Consider the following 20,588-nt stretch of genomic DNA (forward strand, 5'->3'; position numbering starts at 1 on the left):
AAGAATTACTTCCGTTGCTGCTTGCCAGCGTTACGACCTTTTCCATGAGGTTTTGTCGTGTTCAACGCTTTTTTGACAGCTTCTGTTTTTTCAGGCGTTACGTCTTTACGAGGGGTAACTACCGATTTAGGCGGATTGGCTTTCATTTCCGCTTCGACTTGGGCACGAATTTTTGGTTTCATGATGACATTCGTGATAAACGTTTGGATACAACTGAAGACCCCACCAACTACCCAGTAAAGTGTCACACCAGCTGGTGCACTCATGGACATGAAAACGATCATCAATGGAGAAACGATCAACATGGTTTTCATCGTTTTTTTCTGTTCTTCAGGAATCCCGATGGTTGAGATATATCCTTGTGCCAAGTATGAAAGACCAGCAATCGCCACAAAGAGAATGCTTGGGTCGCCTAAAGATACGCCAAAGAATTCAGAGTTTTGGATTCCTTGTGTGTAACGAGCAGTGAAATAAAGAGCAGAGAAGATCGGCATCTGAATCAGCAAAGGGAGACATCCGATACCGCCAAACATACTGACGTTGTTTTCAGAGTAAATTTTTTGCATCTCCGCTTGCGCTTGCATTTGTTCTTCCCGAGTGGTTGCTTTTTTCAAATTGGCTTGCGCAATATCCACTTGGGGTTTCAGAAACTGCATTTTTTCACTTTGAACCATCGTTTTTCGAGACTGATGGATCCCTAATGGTAAGATAATGACACGGACAACGATCGTTACGGCGATGATCGCCCAGCCGTAAGACCAGTTGAAGTTTTCAACGAGCATCGTGATCATATCACCTAATGGTTTCACCAAAAAGCGATAAATCATTCCTGTTTCTTTCGGCGTACCATCAGCATTGGTACTGACACAGCCTGATAATGCTAATAACAGGCCAAATAATCCTGATGAAAGCAGCCATTTATTCATTTTAGACATTCTATTCTTCCTCTTCACAATAAATTTAGACAAAAATAACTATACTAAAAAAGACCGACTATTTCAATGTACAAAGAGAAATTCATTGAAAAATCAATCTTTCGACTTAGAAAACATTCAATTATCAATAATAGACTACGTCAAAGCTAGTACGTTCTTTAATGGTATCGTCTGGTTGGATGTCGATTTGGTTCACTTTCCCAGCGGGAGAAGGAGAATCTTTCACTCCGGCAACAAAGGCATCGATGATTTTTTCATCTCCCATCGCTTCAATCGAAACAGAACCATCTGCCTCATTTTTTACAGATCCTGTGACCCCCAACTGATCGGCAAGCATTTTCGTGGTATAACGAAAGCCGACACCTTGGACACGCCCTTGAACATGGATTCGTAGTTTCTTCATGGACAATCCCTCCTCTGCTTATAATGATAGCGTTTTTTCAGTAAAAGAACAAGTTAGATCGATTGACTCATGCTATAATAAATCGAGGTGACTACATGAAAGAAATTCAATCGAAAAAAAATACCTTTATCAAGGAAATCAAAAAACTAACACAAAAAAAACACCGTACACAGACCAATACGTATTTGATCGATGGCTGGCATTTAGTGCAAGAAGCGCTGCAGGCCAAAGTACCAATCAAAGCGTTGTTGGTAACACCGCGAGGGTTAAGCGAAGCCAACGGGCAGCTCGATGATTATCAGGAAGAAAGCTATTTGATCACAGAGGAGATCGCAGCGATGCTTTCTGATTTACCAACTCCACAAGGAATTTTTGCCGTGGTGGAAAAGCAAGAGCAAGACTTACAGACACTGACGGGCAACTGGTTGATTTTAGATAATGTGCAAGATCCCGGGAACGTTGGCACCATGATTCGAACAGCAGATGCTGCTGGGTTCAGCGGGGTATTTCTCGGTGAAGGAACAGCAGATCTTTACAGCACAAAAGTCTTGCGCAGTATGCAAGGTAGCAACTATCACTTACCAATTTTAGAAGGAACGATCCCGCCATTTCTCCAACAGCTACGCTCAGCTGGCGTGGCGATTTATGGCACCGAATTAAATAAAGAAGCCGTTCCTTATACCGAGCTTCCTAAAGAACAAACAGCTGCCTTCATTTTAGGTAACGAGGGACAAGGGGTTCACCCAGAACTGTTGGCTTTGACTGACAAAAATGTGTATATTCCCATCTATGGTCAGGCAGAATCATTGAATGTCGCCATCGCAGCCGGGATTTTGATGTATTTTGCTGTCAGTTAGATTTTTAAGGAACTGTTAAACTGTTTGAATCTGTTGCACCTCACCTAGAATCTTCGATGAATAGGTGCTATACTTTGTCTTGTAACAATCAAGCAGATCAAAAAAAGGTGGCAGACAAAAATTTATGACAGAAAAATGGCAAGAAGATAGCGAATATATGTCTTACGTGGCTGACCTGTTAGAAACAGAAGCTGTAAAAAAATTAGCCAACTTTGTGCAGCATATGAACTCCACACGTTTGGAACATTCGATCAGCGTCTCTTATTATAGTTACAAATTGGCCAAGAAATGGGGCGGCGATGCTCGTGCAACAGCTCGTGCAGGACTCCTTCATGATTTATTCTACTATGACTGGCGTACCACAAAGTTTGATGAGGGTACCCATGCGTATATGCATCCACGAATTGCAGTAAAAAATGCTGAAAAAATCACTGAACTAAGTGATCTAGAAAAAGATATCATCTTGAAACATATGTGGGGAGCAACGATTGCGCCGCCACGTTATAAAGAAAGCTATATTGTTACAATGGTTGACAAATATTGTGCGATCAAAGAAGCATCAGAACCACTTACAGAAAGTATGAAAGAAAAATGGCAACAACGTTTCTGGAAGAAACATCGTACGATGCAATAAGAAAAAAGTTCTTCGAACCAGCCGGTTCAAAGAACTTTTTTTGTTTGCTTAGCCAAAAATAAGTTGGAGGATCGCTGCACCTACATAAAGGATCAGCAAGGTGATCAATACCGTTAAGTGTCGTCTTTTGTGCATAAAAAGGATCGCTACGAATTCTCGTAAGAAGGCATTGGGTAAATAGTAAAAGGCGGTAGGTGCTCCGATACCATCTGCTTTAAGTTGTGCTTGATCTGCATAGAGACCGGCACGAAAAATATGGTAATTGTTGGAGGAAAAAATTACTTTGTAGCCATTTGGCTTTAAGGAATCCATGATTTCTTTCGAAAACTTCATGTTTTCATAAGTAGTCGTGGAATTTGTTTCTACTAAAATCTCTCCTTCGGGCACTCCTTGCGCAACTGCATATTCTTTCATCGCGACAGCTTCTGGCAGCTTTTCATCGCTTCCTTGGCCGCCTGACATCAGTAACCGAGGAGCCGTTTTTTTCGCTTTAAATTGCGCTTCGTAGAACGAGATTGCTTTATTGATACGCTTGGCCAATAAAGGGGAGACCGTGGTTCCATTCAAAAGACCTGCTCCTAAGACGATGATAAAATCTTGATTGTAACGAGGATGATTGAACTGATAAATGACTGAAATCGATAAAAAGTTCAAAAAGACCACAAATAGATACATCAGACTTAGGGGAACCACGCCGAATAAGGTTCGGATCCAATCCGGGAAAAAGTGCAAAAGGGGATCTGAAAATAATAAAACGGTCAAAACTACCGCTAAGATCAGGGTCAATAGATTGGCGATCGATCGCGATTCTCTTCGTAAAACAATAATGGAATTCCAGTAAAGAAAGACCACGAGGATGGCCAATCCGAATAATAATACAGCAAGGAAAATCGCTAGTAAAACAGCCAATAGACCACCTACAAGAATATCTTGTGTTCGGTATAGATTGATGACTAAGTAGCCACCAAATGCTAAGACAAACAAATTAAAGAGCAAGCCATTTACGAGTCGGTGCTTGTTGCGCCGATAAGAAAATAAAAAAAGGCCAGCGAAGGCGACTGGTATTAGAATAAAGAAACTGCCTGTCCGTAATTCTGAGACGGCTAAATAAATCAGCAGGGCTAAAATCGTCCAACAGCACTCAAAAAAGAAAATATCTGGCTCATCTTTTTTCTTGCGCCATTTTTGAACGACGATCACACCCGTCAAATAGCTGATAGCAAAAATCAGCAATTGCGTAAAATCCATGTTTTTCACTCCTTTAACGATACACCTAGTATACTGAAAAATGACAAAAATTGCTTGTTGCTAAGGTCAAAGTTGCTGAATTTCTTGCAATTCGCTAAAATGAAGAAAAGAAGGAGGAAGGAACATGCAATTAGGTGAAGTGATTCGCGTTGAACGGCCCGCTTTTTATGTGATCGGAAAAGAAGGCAAGGGATTAGCGGAAGAAGGAGCTTCTTGGGTACCAGCGCTATGGGAACTTGCAACAAAGGATTTTGAAGAGATCGAATTTCTAGTGAGCGATCAAAAGGCAGAAGAACTGGAATTTTGGGGCTTAATGAGTGATGGCACCAATTGGTTAGAGCCTTGGCAAGAAACCGGCCGTTATTTGGCAGGCGTTCAAGTCCATACAGAAAATTTTCCTCCAGTCGGTTGGGTCCGTTGGGAAATGCCCGCAATGACCTATCTCGTTGTCAAAACGGATGAAAAAAACTTGACCATGATGACTGAAAAAATGTTGATGGAAGTTTTACCAGAAAACAACGTCCACTTGTCAGCAGCGATCCAAGAAAGATATCTTCCTCATTTTAAAGAAGGGGAAGTTGAATTGTTTTTCCCTGTTGAGCCTTTGGCAGCAGCAACGGTGGAAACGGTAGAATAAAAAAAATCTGTCCGTGAAGCAATCTTTGCTCAGGACAGATTTTTTCTATGGTTTGGATTAAAAAAGATTCTCGAAAAAGTTAGACACACCGCGCCAAGCACGAACAAAGATGTTGGCTTTTTCCACCGTTTGTGTTGTAACTAATCCTGCAGTTTCGTCATGATCAGAATCATCAATATAACCAAGCGTATCAGCTGGAATCGAAGCACTTACAGTACCGACTTCTGTACCCTCAGTCAATGGCGCTTGCAAGGCAGAATCACGATAATGCTCATTAAAGTCAATGGTTGTTTCAAAGGCTGTTGCATCCATATCCCCACGTACCCATAAGGTCAAACCTTGATTTAAGGCAACGGGAACACTCAATTCTTTCCCATCTTTAACTGCCACCGTCTGTGTATCTTCTAACTGTGCATTTTCTGGTAAAATTTCTACTTGTTCCCAAGCGTCGAAGGAGTAGTCCATCAACCGACCTGTTTCGATAAAGCGTACGCTTGGATTTTCCGCATGACCATTGACGTTTAGCACGACGGTGATAATTCGTTGACCATCCTTGACGGCGGTTCCGACAAAGCATGCCCCTGCCATATCTGTCGTACCAGTCTTAAGACCATCAACACCATCTTTCGTATTCGTAAAACCTGGAAGCATCCAGTTCCAATTGACCATCTCGACAGGCGAATAGGAACCTTCACCAAATTGTTTGGTAGAAAGACTCGTTACTTCTAAAACGTCTGGAAAGTCTTGCAGCAAATGACGAGCAATCAGGGCGACATCTTTTGCGGACAGTTCGTTTTCGTCAGTGGAAGTTGACCCGGGATAGATATTGTCTCCTAAATAAGTATTGTTCAAGCCAGAAGCATTGACGATCTTTGCGTCGGTGATACCCCATGATTGCACTTTTTCTTGCATTTGATCAACAAAGGCACTTTCAGACCCAGCAATCAGTTCCGCGAGTGCGACGATTGCAGCATTTGCAGATTGGATATAGCTGGCATCATACAGATCCTTCACCGTATAAGTGACGTCTTGATGCAAAGGGACATTCGATAAGTTTGGCGACACGCTGAGATTCGCGGCATAATCTGAAATAGGGACAGGATCATCCCAAGCGATGGTTCCTTGTTCTACTTGCTCAGCTACGAGGTAGAGACTGATGATCTTGGTAATGGAGGCGATGCCCATGGCAGTCTCACCATCTTGATCATACAACACTTTGCCTGTGTCAAAATCAATAGAGTAAGCGGCTTTTGCATCGACTGAAAAATCTTGGATCTCTTCGGCGCTCATAGCTGTATCATCAGCATACGAAACGAGGGGTAAGCCGGCGGCAGCAAAGAGGATTGCCAAAGCAGCAACGAAGGAATACCCGAACTTGGTTATTTTCTGCATATATGTAGTAGCTCCTTTAAAGTTGTATCTAAGCAAAAATTTTAACAAAGAGTATCCACCGTTGCAATACTCTAAGAGAAAACTTAGCATTTAATTGCGTAAGACCGATCCTTCAGTAGACAAACTGAGACGTTACGTGACTAAGGTTGTTTACTGTAAATACCAGCAAAAAAACTTGCCTTCCTATATTATATAGAAGGCAAGTTTTTTGAATTGACATAGGGTCAAACTATTTCCCTTAGCGACGATTGGAATGGATTCTCGGGTTTTGGTTTTGGGCTCTGACGGGAACTTTCACCGCCTTCGTTTCTTGTTGCATGGCCAATTTTGCTAAAAAGAATGTCCCAGCTAACAATGCAGCTAAAGCAAAGATGGAAAAGAGTGAAATAAAGGTCGTTAACATAAAAATCCCTTCTTTCTATTTAAAATAAATGTGGAAGGTAGGAATCGAACCTACACCTTAATCTATGAACGATCAAACATCACTCAACGGAACACCTTGTTCAACCACTTGTTAAGTTAATGATAGCATGGATTGCCAAGAAATGCTGATAAAAAGTCTGAGAATTGACCGAAGAAAATGTGAAGAAAACATGAACTTGGCTTTCTCAGCGATCTTAGATGATTTTTGTCAAAGAATAGTGGCAATCTTCTGCTTCATCATATAAAGTAATGACGGAGCCTTTTTGTTCAAGAACTAAATGATAGCCAAATGTGTCCAGTAAAACTAACCGCGTCGGAGTCAATTCAACGATGGAAGCAGTCAAAGGCTTGCCTTCGATGGTCAATGAATAGTCATTGGCTATTTCTAACGTGACATCTTCTTTTGTCTTGGAAGTAAAACGCCAATTACCAATGAAATTCTGGCGATTCTCATTTTTTTGTTTTTCTTTTCGCAGCAGCAAAGAGCTGACCACGCCCGTTGCAAGAGATAAACCAATCAAAATAGACCTTTTCTTCATTTATACACGTCCTATCATTTACGATTCATCAAGTTGCGCCTTGTGGACAGGTGTCCACTTTTTCGCACTAGAAAATAATTGCCATAAGTATACCATGAGAAGGTAAAAAAGCATGGTACTTTAGTTTGAAGTTTAGAAGTTTTTATCAAAATATGCTATGATTCAAAAGAGCAGGTGAGAAAATGAATTATCCGAATACCCTTTTAGCCACATTTCTCGTGCGAGACAACCGGTTCATTGCCCGATGTCTCGTTGACGATCAAGAAGTAATCGTCCATGTAAAAAATACCGGACGAGGAAAAGAGCTCTTGCACAAAGGTGCGCTTGTTACCCTGCAATATTGGGACAATCCGAAACGCAAAACCAATTACGACTTGATCTCAGTCAAGAAACAAGACCAATGGATCAATATTGATAGTCAAGTACCGAATCGATTAGGCTATGAAGGCCTCTTGGATGGTACGATCCAGTTGCCGAATATCAAAGGGAGAATCTCGCTTTTGCGAAGGGAAGTTGTCTATGGGACATCAAAATTCGATCTTTATTTTGAAACAGATGAACAAGAAAAAGGCTTTTTGGAAATCAAGGGAATGACACTTGAAAACAAGCAAATCGGCGCCTTCCCAGATGCGCCAACGATTCGCGGCTTGAAACACGTCAATGAATTGATCCATGCCAAAGAAGCAGGCTATTATGCGGCGATTTTGTTCATGATCCAATTTGAAGTGGTGCAAAGCGCCACGATCCATCGACAGATGCAGCCGGATCTGGCCGATAAGATCGCTGAAGCGCAAAGCAAAGGTGTCGAAGTGTTTGCTTATAATTGCCAGGTAAACCAAGGGATGATCGCGGTCAAAGAACCGATCCCTTTTGATTTGAACGTCGAATTTGACGACCCCAATCTATAGAAGAAAGAAGGAAAACACATGATTCATTTAGGGATTATCGGCACAAATTGGATCACCGATCAATTTGTACAAGCAGCCCACGAAACCAAACGGTATCAATTGGTAGCCGTATACTCAAGAAAGTTAGCAACGGCACAACGCTTTGGAGAAAAATATGGAGACATCGAGTATGCGACCGATCTGGACACTTTTTTTGGCTTAGCTCATATGGACACGGTTTACATCGCGTCTCCGAATAGTTTGCACTTTGAACAAGCCAAGCAAGGTATTTTGGCAGGAAAAAATGTCATTGTGGAAAAGCCAGCCTTTTCGACACCAGAGGAAATGGCGGAGATCATTGACCTAGCAAACCAACAACAGGTTTTATTCTTTGAAGCAGCTCGCAACATTCATGAAGCGAGTTTTTCAACCGTAGCCGAATTCTTACCGACACGCGGTGCCATTCTTGGGGCGAACTTTTCTTATATGAAATACTCGTCTCGTTATGACGCTGTACTAGCTGGGGAGGAACCAAATATCTTTTCTCCACATTTTTCTGGCGGAGCTTTAGCCGACTTGGGTGTGTATCCAGTATATGCGGCGGTCGCTTGGTTTGGTAAACCGCAGGACGTTCATTATTTTGCGCGCAAATTACCGACCGGTGTAGATGGTATCGGGACTGCTGTGCTACGCTATGCTGATTTTGATGTCACGATCCAAACAGGCAAAATCGCTGATTCAGAGTTACGATCAGAAATTTATTTTGAAGACGGGACATTAGATTTGAATGCCGTCAATGCTATTGAAGAAGCAGCATTTTATGAACGCCAAACAAAACAAACGCATCCATTAGCAGTCGCTGCTTTAGACAATCCGATGATCGAAGAAGCGCAAGACTTTGCAGACATCATTGAAAACAAAGATGATCCGAAACAAGGACAACGCTATGAGGAATGGGTGGAACTTGCCCGCAGTGTCAATGAAACCGTCTCTTTGATGCGTAAGCAGGCCGACATCATTTTTGATGCAGATAAAAAATAAGGAATGGAACATTTATGACAGTATTTGAATTGACACAATTGCCAGACGTCTGGCAGGAAAAATGGCAAGCGGCAGGTTATCACGCACCGTCCTTGATCCAAGAAAAAACCTTTGGTCCTTTAAAAGACGGCGCGTCTGTCATAGGAATCTCACCGACCGGTTCAGGTAAAACGTTGGCGTATCTCTTGCCATTGTTAACGAAGGTTGAAAAAAAGCAAGGCAATCAGCTGTTGATTTTGACTTCTTCACAAGAATTAGCGATGCAAGTCACAGAAGTAGCACGGGAATGGGCCCAAGCCATTGGTTTGACCGTTCTGCCGCTAATTGGCGGCGCAAGTACAAAACGCCAAGTGGAAAAACTAAAAGACAAACCCGAGGTCTTGATCGGTACCCCAGGCCGTGTGTTAGAGTTGATCAAAGCCAAAAAAATCAAGACCCAGCAGCTGCAATCGTTGGTATTGGATGAGGTTGACCAATTATTGAAAGAGGGTGCCTTCACCCTGGCAGCCAAGATCAATCAAACATTACCAAAACAAATCCAGCGTAGTTTCTTTTCAGCAACCGCGAACGAAGTGATCGATGAGATTCGACCATTCGTGTCAAAAGAGCCGCTGATCATTGATGTTACCCAAGAAGATCAGAGCAAAGGCGTCATCCATCATTACTATTTGAACTATCCGCAACGACGAATCGTGGATGCTTTAAGACGCTTTGCTCATTTACCAAACTTTCAAGCCTTGGTTTTCTTCAATGAATTAAGCACAATGGGGAATGCGGAAGAAAAGCTATTGTTTCATGGCTTGCCGGTGGCCTCTCTGGCATCTGATCAAAACAAACTTGCACGAAAAGGTGCATTAGAGAGCTTTCGTCAAGGAAAACTAGTGGAACTATTGACGACCGATGTCGCCTCTCGCGGCTTAGATGTCGTGGATTTGCCTTACGTGATCAATACAGAAGTCCCTTTAGAAAAAGAATCCTATTTACACCGCGCAGGACGCGTTGGGAGAATGGGCAAAGAAGGAACCGTCGTCACGATCGTTCAAGACCATTCGTTGAAGGATTTGAAAAAAATCGCGAATCAGTTGTCCATAGAACTCAAAGAAGTTTATCTGCATGGGGGACAGTTACACACAGAAGCACCTGTTGTCGAAAAAGAAAGCAAGAAAGAAACGAAAACAGCAAGTGTGCAGAAAATTTCCAAGAAAACGCCAGAAAAATTACACACTCCTGTCAAAAAGAGCAAGAAAAAGACGAAAAAGCAAAAAGACAAAGGAAAAAGACGCCATTGAGCGTCTTTTTGTGTTACCATTAACGTTGTTTATTATTAGTGTGTAAAAAAATGAGGAGGCTATCGAATGAATTCGCGAAAAGAAGAGATTTTTCAAACGATCGAACTGCATAAGCAAGGGTTGACCGCAGTTGATGTCGCTAAAATCTTACAAATCGATCGCAGCAATGCAAGCCGTTATCTCAGTGAGCTTTATAAAGAAAAGAAAATCGGCAAACGTTCCGGCCGTCCCGTCATTTATGAGCCATTAGAAGAAACGGTGCATGTGGATGTTTCCTCTGAAGTGAGTTTTGAAAGTCTTGTTGGGGTTCAAGCTTCTTTAAAAGTAAGTATCCAGCAAGCCAAAGCAGCGATTTTATATCCGCCTAGAGGACTTCATACCATCATTTTTGGAGAGACAGGTACGGGTAAATCATTATTTGCTGAATGTATGTATCACTTTGCGGTTGAATCAAATATGTTAGAAAAAGATGCTCCTTTCGTGTCCTTTAATTGTGCGGATTATGCACAAAATCCGCAATTATTGTTTGGACATATCTTTGGCATCAAAAAAGGCGCCTACACAGGTGCTGCAGAAGATAGTCCAGGACTGATGGCAAAAGCCGATGGCGGTATATTGTTTTTGGATGAGATCCATCGACTGCCGCCAGAAGGCCAAGAAATGCTCTTTACCTTCATTGATAAAGGGATCTACCGCCCATTAGGGGAAAGCAACCAAGTTCATGAAGCCGCTGTGCAGATCATCGGTGCTACCACGGAATCATCAGAAACCTTTTTGACGACCTTCAATCGGCGAATTCCCATGGCTATTACTTTGCCAAATGTGGAAAGTCGTTCCCTAGATGAACGGTATGAAATCATTTCCTTGTTTATCAAGCAAGAGGCGACTCGTCTAAATCAGCGGATCGATGTCGAGCGAGATGCGATATTGGCCTTTATGCTCTATGATGCAGAAGGCAACATCGGTCAAATCAAGCGCGACCTGAAACTCGTCTGTGCGAAGGCATTCTTACATTATCGGACCTATGGAAAAAAACACCTGCTGATTCGAAAAGGCGATTGCTCCTTGCAAGTTCAAAAAGGCTTGTTGAAGATCAAAGAAATGTCAGAACGCTTGGATCGGTTTTTAGATGGCAAAGGCGACTTTCTGAGTTTCGAACCCGGTGACCCAGATGTTGTCTGGTCTCGTGATCCGCAACGGAATATGCAAGTTTACAACGAGATCGAAGAAAAAGTCAGCTCACTGATTGAAACGGGCGTAGCCAATGTCGATTTAGAAAACTTGATCTCTAAGGATGTGGATGCCTACTTTGAAAAATATGTCGAAGAATTGATCCAAAACCCTGTTCATAAAGAATTGATTCCAGAAGACATTTGGAAACTGACAAATGTTCTTTATGACTTGGCAGGACAGAGGTTAGATCGAACTTATAGTGAAAAAGCCCGTTTTGCCTTTGCGTTGCATTTGCAAAGTACGCTGGAACGTGTTAAAGAGGGACATATGATCGTTCATCCGGATTTGAACACGGTTAGAAAAAACTTAAAATCCGAATTTCAAGTGGCAATGGATTTATCGACGATCATTGAAGAAGAACGTCATGTCGAGATCCCATTTGATGAAATTGGCTTTATCAGTATGTTTTTAGCGATTCAAGTCAAACAACCTTCGCCTTTGCCCCTTGAAAAAATCGAGATCATTGTCTTGATGCATGGCAAGGCAACTGCCAGCAGTATGTTGGAGACAGCCCAAGAGCTGCTGGAGACCGACCATGGCAAGGCAATGAATATGTCTTTGGATATGGAAGTCGGGCAAATGTATGACCAGCTGTTGAATTATATCAATGAAAACAAAGAGAAGATGAGCAATGGCTTATTGCTTTTAACCGATATGGGCTCCCTCAATTCCTTTGCGAATTTGATTTCCGAAGAGACGGGGATTCGTACGAAAGCTATTTCGATGGTCAGTACGATGATTGTTTTAGAAGCCTTGCGGATGGCAGAGAGTGGGCGCAGTTTAGAAGACGTCTACCAAAACATTCAGCGTTCTTTTGAAACCATCGTACAAGAACAGTTCCGTACGGTTCGTGAAGCAAAAGGAAATAAAAAGGCAGTCATCGTTACTTGCTTTACTGGGGAAGGTGTCGCTGCCAAACTTTATCAACGAATTTATCCCGTCGTTGATCAGTCAAAAGTCGAGATCATCCAAATGCAGTTTATTGAAAAAGAAACCTTCAAAAAACATATTGACGGCTTGCTAGAAGAATATGAGATCAAAGCCATTGCTGGCACCGTCGAGATCGATTATCAAAACATTCCGTTTTTCTCCGCCTATGATGTTTTTGATGACAATCGCTTGAATGTGCTAAAACGAATCGCTTCAGATGAAGTCCCGATTGAAAAGATCGTGCGTTCATTGGAAAATACGATAACTCATGTTGGGTCCGTCTATCATCTGATCGAGAGCCTGCAACGCATCGTTCATCAGATTCAAAATCAATTGCATGTGATTGTAGAACCAACCGTCGATGCAGGATTAGTCATTCATTTAGCCTTTTTGGTAGAAAGTTTATTGAAGAAGGAACCTTCCCGTACTTTCGCCAACCTGACTACTTTCCAAAAACGGTACCGAATCGAAATGGATGTTTTACGAACCCATTTATTACAAATTGAAAAAAATTACCAAATCAAATTTTCTGAAGATGAGATCGCCTATTTAACTCAAATGTTTTTAGAAAACAAAATCAAAAATTATGATGAATCCGCACACAATCTTAGTGTGTAACGGAAAAAACGTGAGTGTGTAAATAAGAAATTGGTTCAGACCATTGATAGATAAAGGTCTGAACTTATTTTTTTTTGGCACGCTTTTTGCTTTATAGTAAAGTGTAACTTACAACAGAAAGGAGCAGATACGCGATGGCGAAAAAAACGATTATGCTAGTTTGTTCAGCAGGAATGAGTACCAGTCTATTGGTGACAAAAATGCAAAAAGCAGCCGAAGCTAAAGGAATGGAAGCAGATATCTTTGCTGTTTCAGCTTCAGAAGCCGACCAACATTTGGAGTCAAAACCAGTCGATGTTCTATTGTTAGGACCACAAGTACGTTTCATGAAATCACAATTTGAACAAAAATTAGCACCAAAAGGCATTCCTTTGGACGTGATCAACATGGCAGACTATGGCATGATGAACGGCGAAAAAGTATTGCAACAAGCAGAAACATTAATGAACTAAGATTTTTTAGGATCGAAGTGTAAGGAGGATTTTTAAAGATGGATGAGCAAAATTTGGAAGCCATTATGGGATTGATCATGTATGGTGGTAATGCAAAAAGTGACGCAATGGAAGCAATCGCGGCAGCAAAAGAAGGGGACTTCGAATTAGCTGACCAAAAAATCAAAGATGCTGAAGCATCTCTTGTGGAAGCGCATCATTCGCAAACAGGATTGTTGACACAAGAAGCGCAAGGCAATCATATGACTGTGACATTGTTGACTGTGCATTCACAAGATCACCTAATGACGTCAATCGCATTTACCGATTTAGCGAAAGAAATCATTGATGTCTATCGACGTCTAAATAACGAATAATCTTTGAACGGATAGAAGTAGTTATTGTCGATGAATCAAAAAATCTTCTTTGACGAATAGAACTTATAGGAGGAATTAAGAATGGATGGATTAACAAGTTGGATGGAGAAGTACATTCTCCCTGTAGCTGCAAAAATTGGAGCCCAGAAGCACTTAGTTGCATTACGTGATGCCTTTATTGGAACAATGCCTGCTACTATGGCTGGTTCGATCGCAGTAATGATCAACGCAATCATTCGTGACTTACCACCGCAATTTTGGCCGAGTTATGATGCCAGTACCATTCCAGTTATTCGTGAAATTATTAGTATCAATGGCTTCGTATGGAATGGTACATTGGCTGTTGCTGGTTTAGTATTTGCCTTTTCTTGGGGATATAATCTGGCTCGTGCTTATCGAGTGAATGATCTCGCAGGTGGGATCGTTGGAGTAGCGACACTGATTCAAGGAATTGCTTTTTCATACAGCACTTCTGTGGCGACAGCTGTTCCAACAGCTTTGATGGATGAAATCAATGCTGGGTCAGCAACTTCCGGATGGTCTGCAACAGCAGATGCAATTACAGCAGGTGGATGGGGTTGGTTGAAACTCGATCATCTAAACGGAAACGCTTATTTTACCGTAATGATCATGGGGGCTATTTCAGTTATTATTTTCTGTAAATTGATGTTAGCTGATATTACTATCAAAATGCCTGATTCAGTACCGCCAGCAGTATCGAAAGCGTTCGCTGCGATTTTGCCGGCAACAATTGCCTTATATGTCATTGCTATTATTAACTTTATTGTCGGTAAACTGACTGATGGACAATTAATTATTGATCTTGTCCAAAAATATATTGCAGAACCATTCCTAGGCTTGTCTCAAGGGCTTGGTGCAGTACTGATCGTAACTGTTTTTGTTCAAATTTTCTGGTTCTTCGGAATCCATGGTCCAAACGTACTAGCTCCAGTTTTAGAAGGTATTTGGGGACAAGCGCAGTTGATCAATATCGATATTTTCCAAAAAGGATATGAAGGACAAACCGGTACAAACGCGGTTCTTGCCGCAATCGAAGATGGCAAGGCATATATGTGGGTACGCGGATCCTTTGACTCATTTGCTTGGTTTGGCGGTTCAGGCGGTACAATTGTATTGCTGATTGCTATTTTGATCCTATCAAAACGTGCGGATTATCTAACTGTTGCAAAATTGTCAATCGGACCTGGTGTGTTTAATATTAATGAGCCGGTAATGTTCGGTCTGCCAATCGTATTGAATGCGATCATGTTTATTCCGTTCATTATTGCTCCGCTAGTAGCCACTTCAATCGGTTGGTTAGCAACGTACTTTGGTTTAGTAGCACCTGTTTCACAACAAGTAACGTGGGTCGTTCCACCAATGTTGCTATCATTCTTGGCAACAGGAGCTGACTGGCGTGCCCCAATCGTAACGTTGGTATGTATGGTCGTTACATTCTTCATTTGGGCGCCATTCGTTATTTCAGCAAATAAAATTGATCCAAAACTAGGCGAATAGACCTGTAGATTGTGAGGAACTGCTATGGCTTCGCTTGAAGTAAAGCAGTTCCTCCTTTTATTATTGATTATTTAGGAGGAAAAGAATATGATTTCAATAGCAAGTGCAATGCAGCAAGATGCCATCAAAGAATTACTTGAAGGATATAACGAAGATGGAATGTCTTTTACATTCAAAGAAAAACAAGGAATTAAACTTATTTTTACTACGACAGCTTCCGATTCAGAAGCGGCGGCAAAAAAAGCAAAAGAATTGATCAAAGCACAGCCTTGGGGTTCTGTTTTATACTTTCAAGCAGTTAGTGTTTGAGTAGGTTCTCTGTGGATCAACGAATAGATAGGATGATTGAAAATGATAAAAAACGGCTTGTTTATATGTAGTATCGGTCTACTCGTAGTCCTATACAGTATGAATCCAAGTAATCAGCAGTTAGATATATTCAGTTTTACAACAGGTATTTTCTTGCTTATTTCTGGCAGTCTTCTGTTCATGAAAGGAAAGAAGAAAGCCGAAGAGTCAGATAGGAGGAAGTCTTAATGAGAATTGAAAAAGATTTATCGATTCCAGCAAATGTCTTTTACGATCAAATTATGGATTCTGTTATCTTTGACATACGAAAAGCAACTGGAAAAACACTTTCTAGAAAGCAACTGGCAGGATTTCAATATGTAAAGGAATTTTCTACTACGAGTCGTGCGAAGATCGAAATCGAAGAAATCATTGAAAATCAAGTTTATCAATTCAAAACAGAAACGACAAAAAATGAATTTGTCGCTCGCTATGAAGTAACGCCACTTGATGGAAAGAGTAGCAAAGTCATTTATACGGAAACCATGAAATCACATGGCTTCATGCAGCAATTAAATGACATGCTCTTAGGCACGATTCTAGGATATTTCAAACGCAAGCAGTTTAAAAAAATGTTGAGTATGATGGAAGAAGCATATTAAGGGGTCGACTGACGCCTTTTTTGCGTTTCTTGCGTGTTTTTAAGTAGAGGAGATGAAGCAATGACAGATGTCAAAAAAATGACCGAATTTGGTTCGCAAGAAGTACTGGACTTGGTTTCTTATGCCTTTCAGTGGGAATTGAATGAAACAAATATCAAGCGCTATCGTAAGCTTGCGGAAAATTCTTGGAATTATGGTTCCTACGATGGGGATGGAAAATTAGCGAGCCAAATCATGGCAACGATTTTTGATGTGAATTTTCATGGAACGACCTATCCAATGGCAGGGATCGGTTTTGTGGCTTCGTATCCAGAGTATCGCAGCCAAGGTCGGATCGATCGGATCATGAAACAAATCATTAAAGATTGCTATGAACAAAAAATCGTTCTTTCCTATCTGTCACCTTTCTCCTTTGCGTTTTATCGTAGATATGGGTATGAGTACACTTTTGAACGGACGGTTTATGAAGTCGATGCGCATCAATGGCCCGATAACAAGAAAGTGAATGGAACGATTCAACGCATGAATTGGGAGGAAGCACAGCCGATCATTCACGAGATTTATCATCAATTGCCGCGCCATCAAAAAGGCGGGCTGATTCGCCAACCCTGGTGGGAAGAAATCAAGTTTGTTTTGCGCCGACCGTATACGTTTGCGATTTATCGCAATGAAGCAGGGGTCCCTGAAGGCTACTTGATTTACTTTATCGATGGGGGACGTTTCGATATTCAAGAGTGGGGCTATTTGACCGCTGATGCGTATCAAGGATTTAATCGGTTTATCGTCTCTCATGCAGATTCAGTAGCACAGATTAACTATCGACCAGGGTTTGATGGGGAAGTCCTACAAGCAAACGCGGCCAAACCATTGGCTCACTACCAAGTGCGCCCGGACATGATGGCGCGCGTCATCGATGTGGAAGGGTTTCTAAAAAGTTATCCATTCACATTGAAAAAAGCCGGCGGTTTTGCCATAGAAATTCAAGGGGATGAATATGCCCCATGGAATAATGGCTGTTATGAAGTGACAATCGAAAACGCTCAGCATCAGGTCACGAAAACGACGGCTACCAAGCTGCCAAAAGCAACCTTGTCGATTCAGCGTTTTGTGCAGCTGTTCATGCAGGCACAATCCCTCGACTCTTTGGTCTTTTTCCAGCAAATGGAAACGGAGAAGGAAGCTGCAGTGATGATTCAGGAAAACTTACCAGACGGAAAGCCGATTCTGGAAGATTATTTCTAAGCCAATCGACACAGACGCATTCACTTTCTAACAAAAAAAGATTCCTTAAAAATAAGGAATCTTTTTCTTCAAAAAACGTTCCCTGCCAACGATTACAGCATTCGACTGTGGTCGGCGGGGGACGTTTTGCTTTTAATAATAATAATCAGTTAGCTAGAAACGGATAGCAATCGGGAAAATTTGGCACGAATTTGGCACATAGTTAGTAGATATTTTCCATGATGTTTTTAATAGCGGTATTATCCTTTTCTTCTAACTCTTTTATTGTATGCAAATATGTTTTCATAGTTGTGTTGATATCAGCATGTCCTAATCTTTTTGAAACTGATAGTATGTTTACTCCTTTATATAAAAGCACCGAAGCATGTGTATGGCGCAATCCGTGTATGCTAAGTGGCTTATCTATACCAAGTTCTTTTAACCTTACTCGTAACTGTTTTGTTACAGCGTTTTGTGAGACCGGGCCATTCTTAATATTAAAAAAAATAAAATTATTAGGATTATCAATACCGATGTTACTAATAAGTTGCTCCTGATCGCTTTTATATTTTTTTAGAATAGATAATGTTTTGTTGTCGATCGGAATTTTTCTTATCGATGATGGATTTTTAGTTGGTCCGAATTTGTTTAACTTATAAAGCCACGTCTTATTAACATCTACTATTCCATTATCAAAATCAATATCAGACCATGTTAATCCCATGAGTTCAGCTAATCGCATACCTGTTGCCCCAGCAAAGAAAAGCAAGAATGGGGATGCATAGGTGGGATTTATTCGAGTCTCTAAGAGTTGCATTAGTGCCTGAAACTCGTCGTAGTTAAGGTATTTATTCTCTGTAGGCTTGCTAGGAAGTCCTTTAATCACTACGTTATAAGTGGGATTCCTGAGAATTAATCCTTGTTCTACCGCATCATCTAGCGCTGATTTTATATGATTGTTTAATTTAGCAGTTGTAGATCTGGCATGTGTTTTAGCGTAATTATTTAACGATTTTTGATAGTTTGCTTTATCTAGGCTTGATAATGTGGTATAAGGAAACAATTCTTTTATAGCACTCAATGTGTTTAAATATTTCTTGTAAGTTATTTCAGATACATAATTTTCTTTATACAATTCTATCCAGTTCTTGAAAAAATCATATAGTGTAAGGCTATTTTTGTCAGCCTGATATCCTCGTCCTAAGTTGTAAGACATTTCTATTTCGGATTCCTTGGCTTCGGATTTAGTTTTAAAGCCACCTTTTCTTATTTTGCTATATTCACCAGTAGCTTTTTTATATGATATTTCAAATTGCCATGATTTGCCACGCTTTCTTACTGCCAATTGATTCAACTCCTCAACTTTGATACAATAGGCATGACCAAATAAGCCTACTGTTTATTTGTTTTTGCGCGCTCTCCCGTCGAAAGTGGAGCGTGCTTTTTTATTGAACTGATTTAAATACACTTACAGTTCCGTCTTCTCTAAAAATAATAATATGATTATCTTCTGTCATAATCCCTCTAAACTTCCTAGCATAGAACTTCACAGCATCTTTGAATGCCTGATCAGTAATGTTCAAATGTTCTGCACATTCCCAAACGCTTTTACATCCAGTTTCAAAGCAATCAATTATATCTTTAGGTGTTACTAGTATTGCAGCGCCTATATCTCTCGCTAATCGCTCTTGCTTACGTTTCTCGATTGAATCTTGTGCGATTATATTCCCTGATCCAGTTAAGTAGTGCGCAATTTCTTCAGCCACAGTAACATTTAATTCTTTATATTCCTGATTTGGATTTATATAAACAGTTTCGCCCATAATCAAACCTTTGTGTTTTTCTGGCATTAGGGGGTCAAACTTGAAATCTAGATATGGATAACTCGCCATTAATTCCTCATAAACCTGCATCATTCCACCTGCTTATCTTATAAAGGATTATTCTTTCTGAATTCTATATATCTTAAAATATCATCCATATCTTCTTCCGAAACATCATCGTCAATATGAGCGGCTAAAAGCTCTCCGTGGGCACCTAATTTTCTCTCAAAGTCTTCTCTACCCAATAAATAATCAACCGACACGCCGAAAAGCGATGAAAGTTTCTCTAATACATCACTAGGGATTTTAGTTACGGTTCCTCGTTCATAATTAGATATATTCTCTCTTTTCATCCCTAAAAAGTCAGCAAGTTCTTTTTGTGACATTTTTTTATTCGATCTTAATTCCTTTAATCTCAATGCAAATGTACTCATAATAATCTCCTCTTAGTTATTTTTAAAGAAAAAATAAAGAAAAGGGTTGCGTAATTATCATTTACCATTTATAATCAAAAGTGTAATTGGCAGTTACGTAAATTTGATATGAATAGAGGTGATAAAATGTGTAACCCTAGATTGCCTTTTAAAGAGGCACGTAAATCTAAATCTCTCACTCAGCGCAAATTAGCTGAAATGTCTGGTGTAACAGAAACGACCATCAGAAATATTGAAGCCAACAGAGTAGATCCAAGCTTTAAATTAGCGATCAACCTAACTTTATTGCTTGAAACATCATTCGAAAAGTTATGGGAAAATGATTTTTCGAACTAACAACTTTCTTTTTTTATTATAAAACGTAATTAACAATTACGCAAGTGATAATTACTTTATTTTTTAAATATGTAATTAATGATAGGAGAGTGATCCCGTGCAACAATTTTTGGAAGCAAAGATACCTGTACCTGAAGATTATGTGATCATTTCTAAGGTTGAGTACGAGGAGTTGCTTCAAGCGGATAGTTTAGGTCGGTGGATGACGCTAAAAGAAGTGCTTGATCGCATAAATAGAAAATATGATTGGTTTAGTCAGAAAGTTTTAAAAAATCCTAGATATAGAAATAGAATCGACATTTCAAAATCATCTGAAGGGTTTGTGTATTACCCAGGGGAGGGCAACGACAAGTATCTTTTTTTGAAATCAAAAACATTAGAATTTTTAGAAGAAAACTTCGGAGAAATTCTTAAATAAAAGGAGGAACACAG

The 20,588-nt window shown here is 40.5% G+C and carries 25 protein-coding genes; 16 read left to right on the forward strand and 9 right to left on the reverse strand.

Going from position 1 to position 20,588, the window contains the following annotated elements; translation table 11 throughout:
* Positions 1-5: 5 nt before the first annotated feature.
* On the reverse strand, positions 6-935 hold the full coding sequence (gene yidC, locus CO692_RS13535; protein ID WP_096742449.1) for a membrane protein insertase YidC: 930 nt from the start codon (positions 933-935) through the stop codon (positions 6-8).
* Positions 936-1,059: 124 nt separating this feature from the next.
* Positions 1,060-1,338, reverse strand: a complete 279-nt coding sequence (locus tag CO692_RS13540; protein WP_005236969.1) for an acylphosphatase — start codon at positions 1,336-1,338, stop codon at positions 1,060-1,062.
* A gap of 95 nt (positions 1,339-1,433) precedes the next feature.
* Here CO692_RS13540 and CO692_RS13545 point away from each other — a divergent pair, with 95 nt between their 5' ends.
* Both CO692_RS13545 and CO692_RS13550 read left to right on the forward strand, forming a co-directional pair.
* Positions 1,434-2,195, forward strand: coding sequence for a TrmH family RNA methyltransferase (locus CO692_RS13545; protein WP_096742450.1), 762 nt, complete (start codon positions 1,434-1,436; stop codon positions 2,193-2,195).
* Between the two features lie 124 nt (positions 2,196-2,319).
* Complete coding sequence (locus CO692_RS13550; RefSeq protein ID WP_077452608.1) at positions 2,320-2,829, forward strand: HD domain-containing protein; 510 nt, start codon at positions 2,320-2,322, stop codon at positions 2,827-2,829.
* 48 nt (positions 2,830-2,877) lie between these two features.
* Here the strand turns inward: CO692_RS13550 and CO692_RS13555 are convergent, their stop codons facing one another.
* Positions 2,878-4,077, reverse strand: coding sequence for a YdcF family protein (locus tag CO692_RS13555; protein ID WP_096742451.1), 1,200 nt, complete (start codon positions 4,075-4,077; stop codon positions 2,878-2,880).
* A gap of 124 nt (positions 4,078-4,201) precedes the next feature.
* On the opposite strand from CO692_RS13555, the gene CO692_RS13560 reads away from it, so the two are divergent.
* Entirely contained in the window at positions 4,202-4,714 is a 513-nt protein-coding gene (locus tag CO692_RS13560) for a GyrI-like domain-containing protein (protein ID WP_008381124.1), read from the forward strand.
* A 57-nt stretch (positions 4,715-4,771) separates the two neighbouring features.
* On the opposite strand, the gene CO692_RS13565 is transcribed toward CO692_RS13560, so the two are convergent.
* The 3 genes from CO692_RS13565 to CO692_RS13570 all read right to left on the reverse strand — a co-directional run bounded on the left by CO692_RS13565 (position 4,772) and on the right by CO692_RS13570 (position 7,068).
* The gene (locus CO692_RS13565; RefSeq protein WP_081118758.1) at positions 4,772-6,106 is read right to left on the reverse strand and encodes a serine hydrolase; all 1,335 of its coding nucleotides are present in this window, start codon (positions 6,104-6,106) and stop codon (positions 4,772-4,774) included.
* 238 nt (positions 6,107-6,344) lie between these two features.
* Complete coding sequence (locus tag CO692_RS17740) at positions 6,345-6,509, reverse strand: hypothetical protein (protein ID WP_170920150.1); 165 nt, start codon at positions 6,507-6,509, stop codon at positions 6,345-6,347.
* Between the two features lie 214 nt (positions 6,510-6,723).
* Positions 6,724-7,068, reverse strand: coding sequence for a DUF4828 domain-containing protein (locus tag CO692_RS13570; protein WP_077452604.1), 345 nt, complete (start codon positions 7,066-7,068; stop codon positions 6,724-6,726).
* Positions 7,069-7,250: 182 nt separating this feature from the next.
* Between CO692_RS13570 and sfsA the strand changes: the two genes are divergently transcribed.
* The 11 genes from sfsA to eis all read left to right on the forward strand — a co-directional run bounded on the left by sfsA (position 7,251) and on the right by eis (position 17,584).
* The gene (gene sfsA, locus CO692_RS13575) at positions 7,251-7,976 is read left to right on the forward strand and encodes a DNA/RNA nuclease SfsA (RefSeq protein WP_096742452.1); all 726 of its coding nucleotides are present in this window, start codon (positions 7,251-7,253) and stop codon (positions 7,974-7,976) included.
* An 18-nt stretch (positions 7,977-7,994) separates the two neighbouring features.
* A complete protein-coding gene (locus CO692_RS13580; RefSeq protein WP_096742453.1) occupies positions 7,995-8,996 on the forward strand; it encodes a Gfo/Idh/MocA family protein in 1,002 nt (333 codons plus the stop codon).
* A 14-nt stretch (positions 8,997-9,010) separates the two neighbouring features.
* On the forward strand, positions 9,011-10,285 hold the full coding sequence (locus CO692_RS13585; protein ID WP_086338054.1) for a DEAD/DEAH box helicase: 1,275 nt from the start codon (positions 9,011-9,013) through the stop codon (positions 10,283-10,285).
* 66 nt (positions 10,286-10,351) lie between these two features.
* Positions 10,352-13,066 (forward strand): sigma 54-interacting transcriptional regulator, encoded by a 2,715-nt coding sequence (locus CO692_RS13590; protein ID WP_096742454.1) that lies wholly within the window; start codon positions 10,352-10,354, stop codon positions 13,064-13,066.
* Between the two features lie 134 nt (positions 13,067-13,200).
* The gene (locus CO692_RS13595; RefSeq protein WP_005229471.1) at positions 13,201-13,518 is read left to right on the forward strand and encodes a PTS sugar transporter subunit IIB; all 318 of its coding nucleotides are present in this window, start codon (positions 13,201-13,203) and stop codon (positions 13,516-13,518) included.
* A gap of 38 nt (positions 13,519-13,556) precedes the next feature.
* Positions 13,557-13,874, forward strand: a complete 318-nt coding sequence (locus CO692_RS13600; protein ID WP_005229473.1) for a PTS lactose/cellobiose transporter subunit IIA — start codon at positions 13,557-13,559, stop codon at positions 13,872-13,874.
* Positions 13,875-13,976: 102 nt separating this feature from the next.
* Complete coding sequence (locus CO692_RS13605) at positions 13,977-15,392, forward strand: PTS sugar transporter subunit IIC (protein WP_371179804.1); 1,416 nt, start codon at positions 13,977-13,979, stop codon at positions 15,390-15,392.
* Positions 15,393-15,479: 87 nt separating this feature from the next.
* Positions 15,480-15,701, forward strand: a complete 222-nt coding sequence (locus CO692_RS13610) for a hypothetical protein (RefSeq protein ID WP_081118753.1) — start codon at positions 15,480-15,482, stop codon at positions 15,699-15,701.
* 42 nt (positions 15,702-15,743) lie between these two features.
* On the forward strand, positions 15,744-15,929 hold the full coding sequence (locus CO692_RS13615) for a DUF3188 domain-containing protein (RefSeq protein WP_010749336.1): 186 nt from the start codon (positions 15,744-15,746) through the stop codon (positions 15,927-15,929).
* Positions 15,929-16,342 (forward strand): DUF3284 domain-containing protein, encoded by a 414-nt coding sequence (locus CO692_RS13620; protein ID WP_086292815.1) that lies wholly within the window; start codon positions 15,929-15,931, stop codon positions 16,340-16,342. Before CO692_RS13615 ends, CO692_RS13620 begins: the two co-directional genes overlap by 1 nt.
* Before the next feature lie 60 nt (positions 16,343-16,402).
* On the forward strand, positions 16,403-17,584 hold the full coding sequence (eis, locus tag CO692_RS13625) for an enhanced intracellular survival protein Eis (RefSeq protein ID WP_096742455.1): 1,182 nt from the start codon (positions 16,403-16,405) through the stop codon (positions 17,582-17,584).
* 202 nt (positions 17,585-17,786) lie between these two features.
* Here eis and CO692_RS13630 read toward each other — a convergent pair whose 3' ends face one another.
* The 3 genes from CO692_RS13630 to CO692_RS13640 form a co-directional block, all read right to left on the reverse strand.
* Complete coding sequence (locus CO692_RS13630) at positions 17,787-18,908, reverse strand: tyrosine-type recombinase/integrase (RefSeq protein ID WP_096742456.1); 1,122 nt, start codon at positions 18,906-18,908, stop codon at positions 17,787-17,789.
* A gap of 100 nt (positions 18,909-19,008) precedes the next feature.
* Positions 19,009-19,476 (reverse strand): ImmA/IrrE family metallo-endopeptidase, encoded by a 468-nt coding sequence (locus tag CO692_RS13635; RefSeq protein ID WP_096742457.1) that lies wholly within the window; start codon positions 19,474-19,476, stop codon positions 19,009-19,011.
* Positions 19,477-19,493: 17 nt separating this feature from the next.
* Positions 19,494-19,820, reverse strand: coding sequence for a helix-turn-helix domain-containing protein (locus CO692_RS13640; RefSeq protein ID WP_081116258.1), 327 nt, complete (start codon positions 19,818-19,820; stop codon positions 19,494-19,496).
* A 126-nt stretch (positions 19,821-19,946) separates the two neighbouring features.
* Here CO692_RS13640 and CO692_RS13645 point away from each other — a divergent pair, with 126 nt between their 5' ends.
* Together CO692_RS13645 and CO692_RS13650 are read left to right on the forward strand one after the other, a co-directional pair.
* Positions 19,947-20,156 (forward strand): helix-turn-helix transcriptional regulator, encoded by a 210-nt coding sequence (locus tag CO692_RS13645; protein ID WP_081116257.1) that lies wholly within the window; start codon positions 19,947-19,949, stop codon positions 20,154-20,156.
* Positions 20,157-20,253: 97 nt separating this feature from the next.
* Positions 20,254-20,574: a DUF771 domain-containing protein gene (locus CO692_RS13650; protein ID WP_096742458.1), complete on the forward strand. Its 321-nt coding sequence runs from the start codon at positions 20,254-20,256 to the stop codon at positions 20,572-20,574.
* Positions 20,575-20,588: the final 14 nt, after the last annotated feature.

Origin of the sequence: Enterococcus sp. FDAARGOS_375, from assembly GCF_002393265.1 — a bacterium.
Lineage (GTDB): Bacteria > Bacillota > Bacilli > Lactobacillales > Enterococcaceae > Enterococcus_D > Enterococcus_D innesii.

What these genes read in the sequence shown, in the direction of transcription:
- yidC (WP_096742449.1), bottom strand. Translation starts at nt 935, where the DNA reads ATGTCTAAAATGAATAAATGGCTGCTTTCATCAGGATTATTTGGCCTG.
- CO692_RS13540 (WP_005236969.1), bottom strand. Translation starts at nt 1,338, where the DNA reads ATGAAGAAACTACGAATCCATGTTCAAGGGCGTGTCCAAGGTGTCGGC.
- CO692_RS13545 (WP_096742450.1), top strand. Translation starts at nt 1,434, where the DNA reads ATGAAAGAAATTCAATCGAAAAAAAATACCTTTATCAAGGAAATCAAA.
- CO692_RS13550 (WP_077452608.1), top strand. Translation starts at nt 2,320, where the DNA reads ATGACAGAAAAATGGCAAGAAGATAGCGAATATATGTCTTACGTGGCT.
- CO692_RS13555 (WP_096742451.1), bottom strand. Translation starts at nt 4,077, where the DNA reads ATGGATTTTACGCAATTGCTGATTTTTGCTATCAGCTATTTGACGGGT.
- CO692_RS13560 (WP_008381124.1), top strand. Translation starts at nt 4,202, where the DNA reads ATGCAATTAGGTGAAGTGATTCGCGTTGAACGGCCCGCTTTTTATGTG.
- CO692_RS13565 (WP_081118758.1), bottom strand. Translation starts at nt 6,106, where the DNA reads ATGCAGAAAATAACCAAGTTCGGGTATTCCTTCGTTGCTGCTTTGGCA.
- CO692_RS17740 (WP_170920150.1), bottom strand. Translation starts at nt 6,509, where the DNA reads ATGTTAACGACCTTTATTTCACTCTTTTCCATCTTTGCTTTAGCTGCA.
- CO692_RS13570 (WP_077452604.1), bottom strand. Translation starts at nt 7,068, where the DNA reads ATGAAGAAAAGGTCTATTTTGATTGGTTTATCTCTTGCAACGGGCGTG.
- sfsA (WP_096742452.1), top strand. Translation starts at nt 7,251, where the DNA reads ATGAATTATCCGAATACCCTTTTAGCCACATTTCTCGTGCGAGACAAC.
- CO692_RS13580 (WP_096742453.1), top strand. Translation starts at nt 7,995, where the DNA reads ATGATTCATTTAGGGATTATCGGCACAAATTGGATCACCGATCAATTT.
- CO692_RS13585 (WP_086338054.1), top strand. Translation starts at nt 9,011, where the DNA reads ATGACAGTATTTGAATTGACACAATTGCCAGACGTCTGGCAGGAAAAA.
- CO692_RS13590 (WP_096742454.1), top strand. Translation starts at nt 10,352, where the DNA reads ATGAATTCGCGAAAAGAAGAGATTTTTCAAACGATCGAACTGCATAAG.
- CO692_RS13595 (WP_005229471.1), top strand. Translation starts at nt 13,201, where the DNA reads ATGGCGAAAAAAACGATTATGCTAGTTTGTTCAGCAGGAATGAGTACC.
- CO692_RS13600 (WP_005229473.1), top strand. Translation starts at nt 13,557, where the DNA reads ATGGATGAGCAAAATTTGGAAGCCATTATGGGATTGATCATGTATGGT.
- CO692_RS13605 (WP_371179804.1), top strand. Translation starts at nt 13,977, where the DNA reads ATGGAGAAGTACATTCTCCCTGTAGCTGCAAAAATTGGAGCCCAGAAG.
- CO692_RS13610 (WP_081118753.1), top strand. Translation starts at nt 15,480, where the DNA reads ATGATTTCAATAGCAAGTGCAATGCAGCAAGATGCCATCAAAGAATTA.
- CO692_RS13615 (WP_010749336.1), top strand. Translation starts at nt 15,744, where the DNA reads ATGATAAAAAACGGCTTGTTTATATGTAGTATCGGTCTACTCGTAGTC.
- CO692_RS13620 (WP_086292815.1), top strand. Translation starts at nt 15,929, where the DNA reads ATGAGAATTGAAAAAGATTTATCGATTCCAGCAAATGTCTTTTACGAT.
- eis (WP_096742455.1), top strand. Translation starts at nt 16,403, where the DNA reads ATGACAGATGTCAAAAAAATGACCGAATTTGGTTCGCAAGAAGTACTG.
- CO692_RS13635 (WP_096742457.1), bottom strand. Translation starts at nt 19,476, where the DNA reads ATGCAGGTTTATGAGGAATTAATGGCGAGTTATCCATATCTAGATTTC.
- CO692_RS13640 (WP_081116258.1), bottom strand. Translation starts at nt 19,820, where the DNA reads ATGAGTACATTTGCATTGAGATTAAAGGAATTAAGATCGAATAAAAAA.
- CO692_RS13645 (WP_081116257.1), top strand. Translation starts at nt 19,947, where the DNA reads ATGTGTAACCCTAGATTGCCTTTTAAAGAGGCACGTAAATCTAAATCT.